Consider the following 15,780-nt stretch of genomic DNA (forward strand, 5'->3'; position numbering starts at 1 on the left):
AAAAACTATTAAATGCAAAATTATGAATGAACAAGTTGGAATTTTAGAAAAAGACGGTCATAAAAATAGCGACGGCATCATTGAGTTCGGTGCGATTATAGATGGTAAACAAGTTACTACCGGAGAGTGGATAGAAGTATATAATCCCTATAGTAAAAAACTAGTGGGTAGAGTAGCTTCCATTAATACTGATACTCTGGATCAGGTTTTAAGAGATACTAAAAAAACTAAAATAAATTTAACCCGTTACGAGCGCTATGAAATATTAAATAAAATAGCGGACGAACTCGAAAAACGGGTAGATGAAGTGAGTCAGATGATCACCGATGAAACGGGATTGTGTTTAAAAGACACGCGTTACGAAGCCAGCCGCGTTTCTGATGTTTTACGTTTTTCTGCCATGAAAGCACTGGACGACGATTCACAAGTATTTCCATGCGATGTCTCCAAAAACGGAAAACCAAGACGTATTTATACAACGCGGGTTCCTTTGGGCTTAGTGAGTGCAATCACGCCTTTTAACCATCCTATGAATCAGGTAGTGCATAAAATTGCACCGGCCATAGCTACTAATAACACCGTAGTACTAAAACCTTCTGAAAGAACACCGCTTTCGGCCTACTATTTCGCGCAATTGGCCTTAGACTGCGGTCTGCCCGCCAACATGCTAAACTGCATTAACGGAAAAGATATTCAGGCAACCTCAGAAATGATGACGGTACATCCAGACATTACTATGGTATCCTTTACCGGAGGTAGTAAAATTGGAAAAATAATCGCTTCGAAAGCTGGTTATAAAAAATTGGTTTTAGAACTTGGAGGCAGCTCTGCCCTACTCGTTTTAGATGATGCCGATATTGACGAAGCTGTTGAAGTGACCATGGCAGGAACCTTTAAAAATTCTGCTCAGCGTTGTACAGCCATACGAAGAATATTGGTACACGAAAGTATTGCCGATGCCTATGCTGCCAAACTAGCCGAACGGGTTAAAGCCATTAAATATGGTGATCCATACGACGAAACCAACGATATGGGAACCGTTATTACAGAAGAAGCCGCCATTGAAATGGAACGACGTGTTCAGGATGCTATAAAAAATGGTGCTGTTTGTTTGGCAGGAAATAAACGTGAAGGTGCTTTGTTTGCTCCAACGGTATTAGATCACATTAAAAACGATCACGAAGTAGTTGCTAAAGAAACCTTTGGTCCTGTAGCACCAATCATTCGTTTTTCAACATTAGATGAAGCCATCGAAATAGCAAACGATACGCCTTACGGTTTATCGGGAGGTGTAGTCAGCAATCACTGGCCATCTATTCAGCGTGTTATTACCGAGTTGGACACGGGCACTGTAAATGTTAATGAAGCCCCTAGCTATAGACTGGAATGGACCCCTTTTGGTGGTGTTAAAGATTCCGGATTAGGATATAAAGAAGGTGTTATAGAGGCCATGAAAGGCTATACCTATGTAAAAACATATTCTTTGCCCTGGGATATAGCCTAGTTATAAATATAATGAGGCTGTCTAAAAAGTGTCATTCTGAATGAAATGAAGAATCTGTTTAAAATTCAAAATATTGACTTACATATAAATAAGATTCTTCACTTCGCTCTGAATGACAAAATAAAACACTTTTTAGACGACCTCAAATCAATTGATTTTAGAACTTTTTACAATTAGTTAAATAACGTACTCCAAATGAAACATCCGTAAGCACTCATCTAATTAAATATGTAAATATACGGATGCTACTTGAGAGCTTTAAAATGAAAAACAAACCTATGAAACCAATTACACGAAATATCTTATTGAACCCCGGACCAGCGACAACCACAGATACCGTTAAATGGGCACAAGCGATACCCGACATTTGTCCTCGTGAACAAGAGTTTGGAGACCTTATGGAATTCTGCTCAACAGAAATCACAAAATTTGTAGGTAATACTGCAGATCATGCTACTGTACTTTTTGGAGGATCGGGAACTGCGACTGTTGAAGCTATATTGAGCTCTGTTATACCTGAAAACGGTAAAGTACTTATTATAGATAACGGTGCTTATGGTAAACGTATGCGACAAATAACGAATGTTTACAAAATTGAGACTGTTGCTTTCGAATCGTCGTCCATAGAACCTATTGATCTCAATGCCCTCGAATCCTTAATTAAGAATACGGATGGCCTGACTCATTTGGCCATGATCCACCACGAAACTACCACCGGATTGTTAAATGATATTACTGCCGTTGGTGCAATTTGTGAGCGACATAATATTAGTTTTATAGTAGATTCCATGAGTGGCTTTGCTGCCATTCCAGTAGACATGGAAGCCATGCACATCGATTACCTAGCTGCAAGCTCTAATAAAAACATACAGGGAATGGCGGGTATTGGATTTGCCATTTGTAATAAAAAGGTATTAGAATCTACTGCTTCCATTCCTATGCGAAATCTATATCTTAATCTGTACGCACAATATGCCTATTTTGAAAAAACGCACCAAACACGATTTACACCTCCTGTTCAAACGTTTTATGCACTAAAACAAGCTATTATTGAAACGCAAGAAGAAACCATAGAAGGACGTTATGCGCGTTACAGTAAGTCTTGGGAAACATTAATTTCTGGTTTAGAATCACTTGGATTGGAATACCTAATAGATAAAAAATACCATTCTAAAATTATTACATCTATTATTGAACCCAATACAGACGCTTATGATTTTAACGAAATGCACGACTACTTTTTTGAAAGAGGATTTACAATCTATCCTGGAAAAGTAAATGACTACGATACCTTTAGAATTTCCAATATCGGACAAATAGATTATAAAGACATTGAGGCTTTTTTAGAAGTATTAAAATCTTATCTTGTAAAGATAAAATTTATACAATAACTAAAACCTTAAATTTTGGAAGACATATTAGTAAATCTCGGAAAACAACTAAAAAGAATACGCGTAAATAAAAACTTAAGCTTAAAGCAAGTGGCAGAAATGAGCGATGTGAGTATTGGCTTAATTTCTAAAATTGAAAATTTCAGAACTACACCTTCGCTACCCGTTCTACTTAAAATAATGCAATCCTTAGAGATCGATCTGTCAGAATTAAATCTAACGTCGAATAATTCGGATCCTTATATTTTAATTAGAAAAGGGGAAGGTATGCTCGAAGATCGCGAAGATTCTGTCGGACTTGAATACACCTTTTTATTTTCGGATAATATATCAGAAAGCAATCTAAGAACTTATATTGTTAGTGTAAAAAAGGACGTGTATCGAGAACCCATTTCGACTGATGCCAAAGAAATCATTTATGTCATTCAAGGAAAATTAAATTATATTATTAACGATGAAGTCATTGTTCTGGAAGCTGGTGACACCTTATTCTTTGACGGCTCTATACCTCATGCTGTTCAAAATATATACAATGAAACTGCTTCTATGCTTAAAATGTACATGATTCAAAAGTATCCCTATTAAATGCAATGAGTCTAACTAGAGAACAAAAGTATTGGAGAAAACGCATTTTTTTCCTTACATGGATTGCTTATGCCGGTTTTTATTTTGGAAGAAAAAATCTTTCAGTAACATGGAGTTCCATGGCAGCCGACCTTGACCTGAACAATTCAAATTATGCCACTATTATTTTTATTTACAGCTTAATTTACACCATAGGTCAGTTTTTAAACGGTTATCTATCCGATACTTTTGGTCCTCGAAAAATTGTTAGTATCGGGCTGTTTCTAGCCGCTATCGGTAACTTTTTCTTAGGACTCACGTTCTCTGTTGGTGTTGTTATATTTTTAATAGGACTCAATGGTTATGGGCAGTCTACCGGTTGGAGTGGTTTGATAAAAAACATGACGCCCTGGTTTAGGACCAACGAACGTGGTATTGTCATGTCATGGTGGTCCACATGCTACGTAACTGGTGGTTTTTTAGCAACCATTTTTGCTACCTATGCTGCCTTCGATATGGATTTTATGAATGAGCTGGGCTGGAAAAGAGGTTTTTACTTTCCATCAGCTATTTTAATAGGCATAGCATTTCTCTATTTGCTTTTTACCAGAAACGACCCTAAGGACATTGATGTTCCTATTATCGTTGAAGACAAGTACAATTTTCAAACAGGAGGCTCTGCGAAATCCGAAAAGCTAAAAATATTAAAACTACTCATTACGAATAAAGCGCTTTGGATTTATTCTAGTTGCTATATGATCTTAAAAATGACACGGTATTCCTTTTTGTTCTGGCTCCCCATTTACCTGGAAAGGTCTTTACAATACGACCCTAATGAAGCGGGGTATATTTCGTCTGTCTACGAACTAATTGGTTTCTTTGGTGTTATTCTGGCTGGATACACATCCGATAAGATTTTTAATTCGAAACGTTTTAGCACAGTATCCTTAATGATGCTAGGCTTAGCTAGCGTTTGTCTTCTACACCCTTATCTGGTTACATTTGGCAAATTCGGCACCATCTTGAGTATTGCATTAATAGGTATGGCAACCTATGGGCCAGATTCATTGATTTGCACTGCGGGTTCTATGGACGTTGGCGGTAAAAAAGGTGCAGGGATGGCAGCGGGAATTATTAACGGTATGGGTTCTATAGGCCAAATGTTTTCTGGCTTTATCGTTGTAGCGATTAACGAAGCCTTTGGTTGGGACAACCTATTTTACTTTTTCGTACTTATGTCCACGATTGGTGGCGGTTTGGCTGCATTAAAATGGAATTTTAAAAGTCCCGAAAGGCATTTGGAATACCCTACCAATACTTAATAAGGATATTAGAAAAGAGGAGTATTCGACATAAGAAAACCGTTAGATTTTGACACAAATTTCCTTTGTAATAGCACTCAGTCTGACACGATTTTGATTAAAAGTAAAGCGCGGATTTTCAATAAAAGCCCGCGCTTTATTTCAACTATTTGACAGCAAGAGGTTCATAATCTGGATTTAATTCGGTAGGAACCGGTGCTTTCATTTTTACCCTCCATGCTTTTAACGCTTCATGTAACTCCTTTACTTTATCAGGGTTTACTTCAGACAAATCATTCTGTTCTCTTTCATCAAGTTCCAAGTTATACAACTCTAATGCACCATCTTCAAAGTATTCGTGCAATTTCCAGTTTCCTCTTCTAATAACACTACCAGGTCGTGTTCTAAACAATGTATCTCTTGCCTGATCTTTTTTAGGATTTCCAGCTTGTAAATAAATTGGAAAATGCCATATTAAACTCCGCTCTGCCAATGTTTTATTCTCTGTTAACAAAGGGTATAAAGATGCACCATCCAACTCTAAGGTTTCTTTACTTTTTACAACATCCAACAAGGTCGGAAAAACGTCCATACCCGTAATTGGGACATCTGTTTTTCTGGGACTTTTAATTTTTTTGGGCCACTTTACCATAAAAGGCACCCTAATGCCGCCTTCATAATAAGACCCCTTACCTGCACGCAAAGGAAATTGTGATGATACACTTGCTAAGCCTCCATTATCTGAAGTAAAAATAACCAAAGTATTATCGGATAGGTTATTGGCTTCTAAACTTGCCAATAATCTACCAATATTTTCGTCCATGGCTTCTACCATGGCTCCATATGTAGCATTGAAACGATTATCTTCTTTAATAATTTTTTTGTATTTGTCAATAAGCTCCTTTTTTCCCTGTAAGGGCGTATGTACTGTATAATAAGGCAAATAAAGGAAAAATGGTTTTTCCTTATTGCTTTCCATAAATTGTATTGCCTCACTTGTAAGTCTTTCTGTTAGATACTCTCCCTTAGCCCCATCTGAAAGTGTCTTGTTGTTATAGGGACTGAAATACGATTTAGGATGTCCCTGATGGGTCCCTCCAACATTTACATCGAATCCCTGTGTTTTTGGATCATCACTTAAGTGCCATTTCCCAACGGAAGCATTTATATAGCCTTGCTTTTTTAAAACCTCAGCTATCGTGGTAAAATCTTCAGCTAAATCATCTGTATTGGGCGTTGGTATTAATTTTCTATCTTTTGACTTTCCCCTTGTTGAAGGACTAACCGTATAAATGCCATGTCTGGGCGTATTTAACCCCGTCATAACACAAGCCCTGCTAGGTGCACAATTGGCAGCTGGTGCATAAGCATTTGTAAATACCACACTTTCGGTTGCTAGCCTATCTAAATTTGGTGTTTGGTACATTGGATTCCCCATAAAACCCAGATCGCTCCAACCCAAATCATCAACTACGACAAAAAGAATGTTGGGCTTTTCTACTTCTGGGCCAGGTACCTTTTTAGATACTGTATTACAAGTGCTAAGTAAAAACAGACTGAGTATGGTACTTATTAATCTTATACGTTTTTTCACACGTTTAAATTTTAGTAATTAATTTATTTTATTGTAATTATAAAATTAAGAACGTGTGCAACCACTCCTTACACTCGTTCTCACATTAAAAATTTTAAACATTTCCTTTTGTGAAGTAATTTTTAAAATTTCTTAATGCTCGTTTCATTAATTTGTTATTATTAATCACATTACCAAATACTATTCTGAAGAAACACTTTCATTGTTTCCTACTAATGCTTCCAAAGCTTCAATTTTAAACTTATCGATCTCAGGGGTTCTATGCTCTTTTTTTATAATAGTGTATAGTTGTTCAATAATCTCTGGATGTGCATCTGCTATGTCATTCTGTTCAGCAATATCTACATCCAAATCATACAATTCAACTTTCGCATTGCCTTTCTTTATATCTTTCCACACCATCTTCCATTTCCCCATTCTAACAGCAACTTGTCCGCTATATTCCGGAAATTCCCAATACAGGTAATCATGTTCCTTTTGATCATTATTCTGGACAAGGGTGTTGTAAAAACTAATACCATCTGTAGTATCTGGCGATTTAATTTGAGCCACATCACACAGCGTAGGCATAACATCCCAAAAGGCAGAGATATGATCGGTAGTAGAACCTGCTTTTACCTTACCTGGCCATGATGCGATCATAGGCACCCGAATACCGCCTTCGTAAACAAAACCTTTGCCCCGACCATACTCACTTCTAAACGGTTTGGCACTGTCAAACCAAGGAGAATCTGTTCCTCCATTATAGGTAGGGCCATTGTCGGAAGTAAATATTATAAGGGTGTTATCGTATTTTCCCGTTGCTTTTAAGTGTGCTATTAGCTTCCCTATATTCTCATCTAAATAAGACACCATAGCAGCATAGGTCGCTTTTGGGAAACGGTTCGGGAAATACCCTTTATTCCCTATATATGGCGGTTCCTCACCAAACTTTTTAATATAGTAATCTACCCAGCGCTTAGGTGCTTGTAAAGGCATATGTGGAATGGGTGACGCCCAATAGATAAAGAAAGGATCGTCTTCCTTTACCGAATCAACAAAACCAATCATTTTTTCATAAGATACATCCGGTGCGTAATATGGCTGCGTATATTTGGCATAACTTTCCACAGCATTCGGATCGGCATCCTTATCTATTTTTGTGTTAGGCGCTACAGTATCATTAGCTAAATGGAAACGCTTTTCATTTTCATATAAATGCAAAGGTGTATAGGTGTGTGCCTGACGCTGACAGTTGTACCCAAAAAAGTAATCGAATCCCATAGTGGTAGGGATCGATTGGGTATGCGGTGCACCTAGTCCCCATTTACCAAACATTCCAGTAGTATAGCCCGATTGCTTTAATAACTTGGCAATGGTAATGGTATTGGATGGTAACGGACGTTGTCCTTCCAAGGTAGAATCGGCTGCCACTTTACGATAGTTCCATACATCTCCAGGTTCACCACGTTGCCACTCGTCGTTCCCTCTAATATAAGAATGCCCCATATGGGTGCCTGTAAGCAATGACGATCTAGCTGGAGCACATACAGGCGCTCCCGTATAGTGCTGTGTAAAGAGCATTCCGTTCTTAGCCAATAAATCGATATTAGGGGTTTCTATTTTTTCCTGACCATAGGCGCCTACTTCGGCATAACCGAGATCATCCGCCAAAATGTAAATTATATTAGGTTTAACCTGAGTCTCTACTGTCGTTTTCTTTTCAGAATGACATGATATGACCAATAAAATCAATAAAAAACAGATGCTGTGTTTAAAATTCATAAAGTGTGTATTTCAATTATCGTTTTAAAGTACAAGTATACGAGTAATTCCCCTATTCCACCAGAAAATAAGGAGGGATGATTCTTTTGTAAATCACCCCTCATTACTTAATTTAATTTTATTCCCATCCCGAATTTTGTGTCAATTCCGGATTTAATACAATCTGATCGGATGGTATAGGTTCTAAATAATAGTGCTCAGGCACCCCGGGAGGTACACCCCAAGGAGACACATACCCTTCGGATGCTCCTCCCTGTATTGGCAAATTATTGCCGTAATCGGCATTCTTTACCCATCTTCCTAGTTTTTCATCGTCGCCATATTCAACCAACTTTTTCCATCGTTTAATATCGAAAACGCGTCCTAAGCCTTCCGCCAAAAATTCAATACCTCTTTCTCTTCGTATTTCCCATAATTCGGGCGCTACGTCAGCATCTCTCGTAGGGTCATTTGGAATATTAGCCAAATCTAAAGGCGCTACAGCACCTCTAGCTCTTAACTTATTAATCGTCTTATCTGCAACTTCCTGAGTAAATTGTCCCAGCTCATACATGGCTTCGGCATAATTCAAGAACACCTCTCCCATTCTAAAAGTAGGAGCGTCGTGCGAATCCCGATTCTGCAAACGACTAATTTTATTAGAAAATTTGTAAAATGCATACCCTGTATAGGTTACATTAAATCCATGGCCTTCATTGAATTTTCTAAAGTGTGGAGAGGTTCTAACTACAAGTCCTCGCCAGTTAATTGTTGGCAATGTTTTATGTTCGTCATCACTCAATGTAGCCATTAAGTCTATATACTCCCTGCTTTTTGGATCGCTGTCGTATTCCCATGTTAATTGATTTCTACCTCCGGTATCCACTCTAAATGGCGGAGGGGTATTAAAATACAATCTGTGATCTCTGTTTCTAAACTCATCGTAGGCATCTTGTTCGCCATCAAAAAGCGGACTCGTATGAATGGTTTGACCATCTAAACACAAATATTGATCTACGGCCTTTTTGGTAAGGTCTCTGTGTCCAATAGAGCTTCTATTGTAATGCGACCATCTACCGTTCAAGATACCAAACTCATAGGCTTTGTAAAGCAGCACGCCTTGTACCCCCTGTAGGGATTCACTATTGAATACCTCATCGTAGTTAGGGTGCAACTCAGGGTGTGCCGCAATAAGTTTCGCTCCCGCATCAACACTGGCTTGCAAATAAGTTGCTTCTCCTCCCAGGCCATGATACTTTCTCCAGGTACCTTCATAGAGTCCAAACCTAGAGATCAATGCTCTAACAACATCGGTATTTACCGTATTATCCCCATTGCCACTCGGGCTAATTAAACTCTCAGCTTCTGTAAGGTCGTTAAGAATATTCTGTGCCAATTGATCTCTCGGTGTCTTTGGGCCAAACAACTCTTCATCTGCTTCTGTTAATGCTCTGTCCACCCATGGTACTTCACCATAATTAGCTATTAGTTCTACGTACACATAGGCTCTAAAGAACAACCCTACACCTCTCCAATGGTCTTTTTCACTGTCTGTTAACTGGCTATTCTCAATATTGTCCAACATTAAGTTTGCACGTCTAATATTAACATACGAGTTATTCCATAAACCAGAAGACGACGGCACGGTTTTACGCTGCCATAACAGCTCATGTCCAACGGTTCCGGCATTATTAACCATTAGATCACTTCCCATTTCTCTAAGAATTGGTGCAAAATCCCAATAACCTGGTAAAATATTAGCATAGAGCGACCAGGCATAGGTCTCAAAATTAGCATTGGTCGTAAATGTTGTAGAAACCGTTAACTGATCTTTCGGCAACTTTTCAAGAAAACTCTCACTACAACTACTAAAGACAAGTAGTAACAAAACGGCCATTATTTTATATATATTTTTCATCGCTTAATAATTAAAAAGTTAAGTTTAAACCAACAGAATAGCTCCTAAGGTAAGGATAGATACCACCACTTCCCTGGGTAGCCAATTCGGTATTTATTCCATCAGGATAATCGTTAAAACTAAACAGGTTCTCTCCGGCTATATATATACGTAACTTGTCTATCTTGTTCTTCTTTAAAATGGTTTCCGGAATGGAATATCCTAAAGTTAAGTTCTTTATCCTCAAATACGCACCATTTAACATATACTTGGTTTGTGTAGTTCTACTAATGCCATAATTAACGCCGCCCAACGGGTAGTTTCTCGGGAAAAAGGCATCTTGATTGTCTGGCGTCCAATAATCCAGTTGTGATTTATACACTACTGAAAACTCATCCAGATAAGGAAAACGCACACGGTTATTCAAGTAGATATCTCTTTTCCCCACTCCATTAGCTAAGAAAGAAAAATCAAAATTCTTGTAACTAAAGTTTCCAAAGAAACCATATTGGTAGCGCCTGGTACTATTACCTATTATCTTTCTATCTCCCGGGTTTTCAAGAGTGTTATTCCCATCGGTTATAATGCCATCGCCATCAAGATCCACATACTTTATATCTCCCGGATTCTGATTACGTCCTTCCCAATGCGGTATCCCTTCTTTCAAGGTTCCCCCTGTTAAATAGTTAGGGCTTGAAGGATCTTCATTCAATGTACCCGGTTCAAAATCATCGATCGTATAATAACCATCTGTCGTATACCCCCAAATCTCACCTAACTTTCGTCCTACATAATACTGGCTCAATAAACCGGCAGGATTATCGAACTTGGTTATTTTAGATTGGTAATCGTATAAGGTCGCTCCTATGCTATATTTAAAATCTCCGATCTTATCATTCCAGGTCAATGCCAACTCCCATCCCGAAGATTCCAGATCAGCTACATTTTCCAAAGGCGCGGATGCTCCTAAAATAGCCGGAAGTTCTGCTCCCGGAGCTAACATATCCAAAGTTTTCCTTTTAAACCAATCGAAAGAAGTCGACAACCTGCTCTTAAAAAAGGCAGCATCTACACCCAAATTCAATGTCTGTACGGTCTCCCAGGTAAAAGCAGAACTCACCAAGTTTGGCAACTGCAATGTTGAGTATCGTGTTCCTGTATCTTCATTTAACCAGTTAACAGTTTGCGTTCCTCCATAATCGGTAATGCCTAAGCCGGGAACGGCTGGATACAACGAGGAAGTGTTTTGGTTTCCAATTTCTCCCCACGACCCTCTTAACTTAAGACTGGACAAGAAGTCTAAAGATTCCATAAAGGATTCTCTTCCTAAATGCCAACCGGCTGAGAACGATGGAAAAAACCCAAAACGGTTACCATCAGGAAATCTAGACGAACCGTCATAACGTCCACTTACTTCTAAAAAGTATTTTTCGTCAAAGTTGTAATTAAATCTTCCAAAATACCCTAATACAGACCACTCTCCATAAGAATCATCGGTCGCTTGGTTACCAGTAGCCCCTGAAAGCGAAGGTAAATCCACATTAATCAGGCCGTTTCTTTGCGCATCAAAACTTTCAAAACTACTTTCTTCATTATTTATACCAGCTAGTACACTAAAGTTATGCTTATTTATATCCATTGTATATTTTCCATACAAGTTCAAAGCATTATATTCTGTCTGTGTATTTTCCTTTCTAAAGAACGTATTAACCGGGTCTACGGCATTTAGAACAAATCATTCCGGGTTTGCCGTTAAGATCTGATTATCACTCGTTGTTCTTGTATAATTTCTTTTCTCAAAAGTATACTCTCCTACTATATTTAAACCTTTAACCAGGTTATAGTCCAACTTTTGAAAAAACCGGATATTATCATTTAAAATTTTAGGAGCTACCTTTAACAACTCCCTGTTCGCCGGTGTATCGTAAGGCACCTCGGTACCATCGTCTAATACAAAATTTCCTTTAGCTGGTGTATAAGGGTTAAAGCTAATAGAGTTACTAAAACTCCCCAAAGGTGTTCTTCTTGTACTATATCTATAAATGATATTGGTAGTCGATGTTAATTTTGAAGTCAGGTTACTGGTTAACGCGGCATTGACATTGTATTTTCTATAACTATCATTTCTGGTTACGATAATACCATCTTCATCACTATAACCTGCCGAAACACGGTAACTCGATTTTTCTCCGCCTCCACTAAAATTAAAATTGTGAATTTGTGTTAATCCGAGATCATTTATCCATTCTCCTATTAGATCGGTATCTGCTAAAGGATACCTTAGCCCGTCCAATTCAGCATAACCTTCCGGGTAAGCCCCCGGATTCGTTTTATATTCTTCTAAAAAATCAACCCAGGCAGGGATATTTTGTCCGGTCCAAAATGGATTTGTTCCCCAATCGTTTAATGCATTTATAAAATCGTAAGTAGACGCCTTGTCGGGGATGTCCTCCGGATATGCCAAGCTAAAAGTAGAAGAATAGTTGAATTTTACCGGTTGATCTCTAGCCGGTGTTTTTGTGGTGATCAAAATAACACCGAAAGCTGCTCTGGCTCCATAAATGGATGTGGCCGAAGCGTCTTTTAAAACGGTAATGGATTGGACATCCTGCGGGTTGATATCTTCTATCGATACAGGTACATTATTCATTAAGATCAGAGGACTTCCTCCATTTATAGATGTTGTTCCCCTAATATTAATTCCTAAACCCGAAGCTCCCGGCTGTCCTGAATTTGTGGTGATTTGCAAACCGGGAATGGTTCCTTGTATTGCTGCAATAGGATTGGTAACCGGACGGTTCCCTAAAACATCTTCCATATCTACAGCCCCAGTGGCCCCTGTTACATTGGCTTTTTTCTGGGTTCCAAATCCTACAACCACAACCTCCGCCAATTCAGCGGCGTTCTCTACTAAGGTCACTTTTATATCGGTTTGATTGCCAACAATGATCTCCTTAGTTAAAAATCCAACATAGGATACTACCAGAATAGCATCCTGACCCGCAACGGTTAAAGAAAATTTACCGTCAAAATCCGATTGGATACCATTAGTGGTGCCCTTTTCCAAAACATTAGCCCCTGGTAATGGTTGCCCATTCGAGTCCAATATGGTTCCAGTAACCTCTATCTCTTGTGGCAACTCCTCAACATCATCACTTTTAATAGTTTCATCAATTGATATGCCAGGCTTTTTTTTGGCTTTAAGAATAATTTGCTTATCGACAACTTTATACGCTATGTCAAAATCCTTAAACAGCTTTTTTAATACATCAGACATACGCTCTTTTTCAACACTCAGCGTGGTTCTCTTTTGATAATCAACTTCCTTATCCTTATATATGAATTTAAATTCTGTGAGGGATTCAATTTTATCCAATACCCTTTCTAAACTCACGTTTTCCAGATCTAAGGTAATCCTTGTTTTCTGGGCATACGATTCATTAGCTTGTAACTGAAACAAAGAAACTATTAAAAAAAGCGTAGTCAGTTTCATTTTTAAATCAAAATTTAACGGAAAAGAAGCCCAGGACTTCTTTAACTTAAGTCGTATTTTCATATTTTTGTTTTGTATTATGTGGTTAATCATTTGTTTAATCACTGATCTGTAAATCGGAGGGTGCTGCAACCACCTTCCGTTTTTTATTTCAAAAGAAACACACAGTGACTATTTTAGTTTGTTGAGATGTTGTGTTACTTCATAGGCAGTACGTTGTTTTGAATGGTTAGTTATAAATTATTTAATTGTTATCAGGTTGTTTCTAATGGTATAGTCTATAGAGTGAAGTTCATCAATGTATTTTAAGACTTCCTCAATAGTCTCAATATCAAACGTAGCCGTAATAAAATCTTTGCCTAACACTTTATTGTTATTTTGTATGACCACATTATAGTGCCTTTCCAATTTTTTGACGATATCGTCAAAAGGGATATGTTTTAATACGATCTTGCCTTTAATCCAGGCCGTATGCATTTCTATATCGGCTTTATCGATAGTAATGTTACCATAGTTCTTATCATATGCTGCTTTGAATCCTGGTTCTAAGAACGTCGCTGTCTCCGAACTATAGGTCGACTCTGCTTTATATATACTTACAGATCCTTCAACCAACACTGTGTTAATGGTTTCATCCTCTGGGTACGACGACACATTAAACTGAGTTCCCAACACCCTCACATCAATCGCATTGGCATTAACTACAAATGGGTGTTCGGCATCTTTAGCTACATCAAAATAGGCTTCGCCTTCTAAAAATACCCGTCTGTTCTCACCTTTAATAAACTTTACAGGGTATTTAAGAGACGTCCCTGCGTTAAGGTTTACTCTTGTTCCGTCTGATAACGTAATTTTAAAACGTTTACCGTAAGGAACTGTTAATGTATTGTACACCAAGGTATCTTTTTCTGCCCCATTTGTGTAAACTAATTGATTTCCTTTTTGGGACACTACAATATTACCTTTCGCGTCAACTATATCTGATGATTCGTTTAATCTTATAATCTCAATGCTTCCATCTTCTAATTGAAGCGTAATGCTTTCACTGGGTAAAACAGACTCAAATGGCTTATTAAAGTACGTTTTTTGTAGCAAATATCCAATTCCCAGAAGCAAAACTATTAGTGCTGCATATTTAAATATCCTATACATTATGCGTATTGGTCGACGTTCAAAATCAATACTCTTTGCTTTAGGCTCCAACGGGTGTTCCAATTTTTCAACCACATTTTTCCATGCACTATCTATATCTACATGCTCAATAAATCCAATGCGTTGTGATTTCTTATAAAATTGCAGATAATTAGTAAACAGCTTCTTGTTCTCTGGAGTTTCCTGCAACCATGCCTTTAAGTCTTTAAGTTGACTTTTACTTATGCTGTTTGCTGTGAAAGCTGCGATTAGCTTTAAAATAGGATCGTTGACCTTGCTCATTATTTGACCTCTTGTATATTATATATACCTTAAGACCAAAAATGGGTGAAAAAAAAATAACTTTTTTTAAACCAGAAGAATTAAAACAATAGCATCCAACGAATTACGAAGTTGTTTTAAGGCTCTTGAATAGTGCGTTTTTACCGTATTTACAGATATACCCAAGTGCTGTGCTGCCTCCTTATATTTCATATTTTGCAAAACAATCGCTTTAAAAACACCTTTACTCTTTTCAGGAAGCGCTTCAATTTCTTTATATAATTTCTTTTTCTCCTTTTCAACCGTAGCCATATCTGGCATTTCTTCTTCTATTAAGATGTCCAAATGTTGGTCTATTATTTCAAAACGATATTTCGATTGCTTTTTTAACACTTGAAGCGTATTATTTTTAACTGCCTTAAAAAGATAGGGGCCAATAGTGTTATTGAAACTCATAAAGGTCTTGTCATCCCACAACTTAACAAATAGTTCTTGTACAATATCTTCTGCTAACGAAAAAGAACCACAATATTTTAATGAATAAACACTTAAAGGCATATAATACAGATCAAATAGTTCCTTGAACGCTAAAGCATCTCCACTTTTGAGCTTTTCTAGTAACTTTAAATCTCTTGACCGCATAGAACAATTTAGAATTGCAGGAAATATTTAAAATATGAGACTATTTAAATTTCAAAAACTAATTTTAAACAGCCTCTAAGACGACGCTAATATAAATTAACGTGAATCTCGGATAAGAAAAAAGTGTTTTTATTTTAGTTTATTATATTGATATTCAGTATATTAATCAATAAAAACACTTCAAATGCTTAGAGATAAAGTTACTGAATTCTTTGTAGAATTGGACGATTTCTACAAA

General features: G+C 37.5%; 9 protein-coding genes and 1 pseudogene. 4 read left to right on the top strand and 6 right to left on the bottom strand.

What is annotated here, in order from left to right:
• Positions 1 to 22: 22 nt before the first annotated feature.
• The 4 genes from ABD792_RS01640 (at position 23) to ABD792_RS01655 (ending at position 4,781) form a co-directional block, all read left to right on the top strand.
• On the top strand, positions 23 to 1,504 hold the full coding sequence (locus ABD792_RS01640; protein WP_345003973.1) for an aldehyde dehydrogenase family protein: 1,482 nt from the start codon (positions 23 to 25) through the stop codon (positions 1,502 to 1,504).
• A gap of 278 nt (positions 1,505 to 1,782) precedes the next feature.
• Positions 1,783 to 2,895 (top strand): 2-aminoethylphosphonate aminotransferase, encoded by a 1,113-nt coding sequence (locus ABD792_RS01645; protein WP_345003974.1) that lies wholly within the window; start codon positions 1,783 to 1,785, stop codon positions 2,893 to 2,895.
• Between the two features lie 15 nt (positions 2,896 to 2,910).
• A complete protein-coding gene (locus ABD792_RS01650; protein WP_345003975.1) occupies positions 2,911 to 3,480 on the top strand; it encodes a helix-turn-helix domain-containing protein in 570 nt (189 codons plus the stop codon).
• A gap of 5 nt (positions 3,481 to 3,485) precedes the next feature.
• Positions 3,486 to 4,781, top strand: coding sequence for an MFS transporter (locus tag ABD792_RS01655; protein ID WP_345003976.1), 1,296 nt, complete (start codon positions 3,486 to 3,488; stop codon positions 4,779 to 4,781).
• A 145-nt stretch (positions 4,782 to 4,926) separates the two neighbouring features.
• Here the strand turns inward: ABD792_RS01655 and ABD792_RS01660 are convergent, their stop codons facing one another.
• From ABD792_RS01660 to ABD792_RS01685, 6 genes and pseudogenes are all read right to left on the bottom strand, one after another.
• Positions 4,927 to 6,354 carry a sulfatase-like hydrolase/transferase gene (locus tag ABD792_RS01660; protein WP_345003977.1) on the bottom strand — a complete coding sequence of 476 codons (1,428 nt, stop codon included), beginning with the start codon at positions 6,352 to 6,354 and terminating at the stop codon, positions 4,927 to 4,929.
• 180 nt (positions 6,355 to 6,534) lie between these two features.
• Positions 6,535 to 8,118 carry an arylsulfatase gene (locus ABD792_RS01665; protein ID WP_345003978.1) on the bottom strand — a complete coding sequence of 528 codons (1,584 nt, stop codon included), beginning with the start codon at positions 8,116 to 8,118 and terminating at the stop codon, positions 6,535 to 6,537.
• A 118-nt stretch (positions 8,119 to 8,236) separates the two neighbouring features.
• On the bottom strand, positions 8,237 to 10,015 hold the full coding sequence (locus ABD792_RS01670; protein ID WP_345003979.1) for a RagB/SusD family nutrient uptake outer membrane protein: 1,779 nt from the start codon (positions 10,013 to 10,015) through the stop codon (positions 8,237 to 8,239).
• 10 nt (positions 10,016 to 10,025) lie between these two features.
• Positions 10,026 to 13,580, bottom strand: a pseudogene (locus ABD792_RS01675) (SusC/RagA family TonB-linked outer membrane protein).
• A 147-nt stretch (positions 13,581 to 13,727) separates the two neighbouring features.
• Entirely contained in the window at positions 13,728 to 14,921 is a 1,194-nt protein-coding gene (locus ABD792_RS01680; RefSeq protein ID WP_345003980.1) for a FecR family protein, read from the bottom strand.
• Positions 14,922 to 14,987: 66 nt separating this feature from the next.
• Entirely contained in the window at positions 14,988 to 15,542 is a 555-nt protein-coding gene (locus ABD792_RS01685; protein ID WP_345003981.1) for an RNA polymerase sigma factor, read from the bottom strand.
• Positions 15,543 to 15,780: the final 238 nt, after the last annotated feature.

The organism is Snuella lapsa (assembly GCF_039539345.1).
Lineage (GTDB): Bacteria > Bacteroidota > Bacteroidia > Flavobacteriales > Flavobacteriaceae > Snuella > Snuella lapsa.

Bases quoted from the DNA above. Each gene is read 5' to 3' on its own strand.
- ABD792_RS01680 (WP_345003980.1), bottom strand. From the start codon at position 14,921: ATGAGCAAGGTCAACGATCCTATTTTAAAGCTAATCGCAGCTTTCACA.
- ABD792_RS01665 (WP_345003978.1), bottom strand. From the start codon at position 8,118: ATGAATTTTAAACACAGCATCTGTTTTTTATTGATTTTATTGGTCATA.
- ABD792_RS01685 (WP_345003981.1), bottom strand. From the start codon at position 15,542: ATGCGGTCAAGAGATTTAAAGTTACTAGAAAAGCTCAAAAGTGGAGAT.
- ABD792_RS01670 (WP_345003979.1), bottom strand. From the start codon at position 10,015: ATGAAAAATATATATAAAATAATGGCCGTTTTGTTACTACTTGTCTTT.
- ABD792_RS01640 (WP_345003973.1), top strand. From the start codon at position 23: ATGAATGAACAAGTTGGAATTTTAGAAAAAGACGGTCATAAAAATAGC.
- ABD792_RS01645 (WP_345003974.1), top strand. From the start codon at position 1,783: ATGAAACCAATTACACGAAATATCTTATTGAACCCCGGACCAGCGACA.
- ABD792_RS01655 (WP_345003976.1), top strand. From the start codon at position 3,486: ATGAGTCTAACTAGAGAACAAAAGTATTGGAGAAAACGCATTTTTTTC.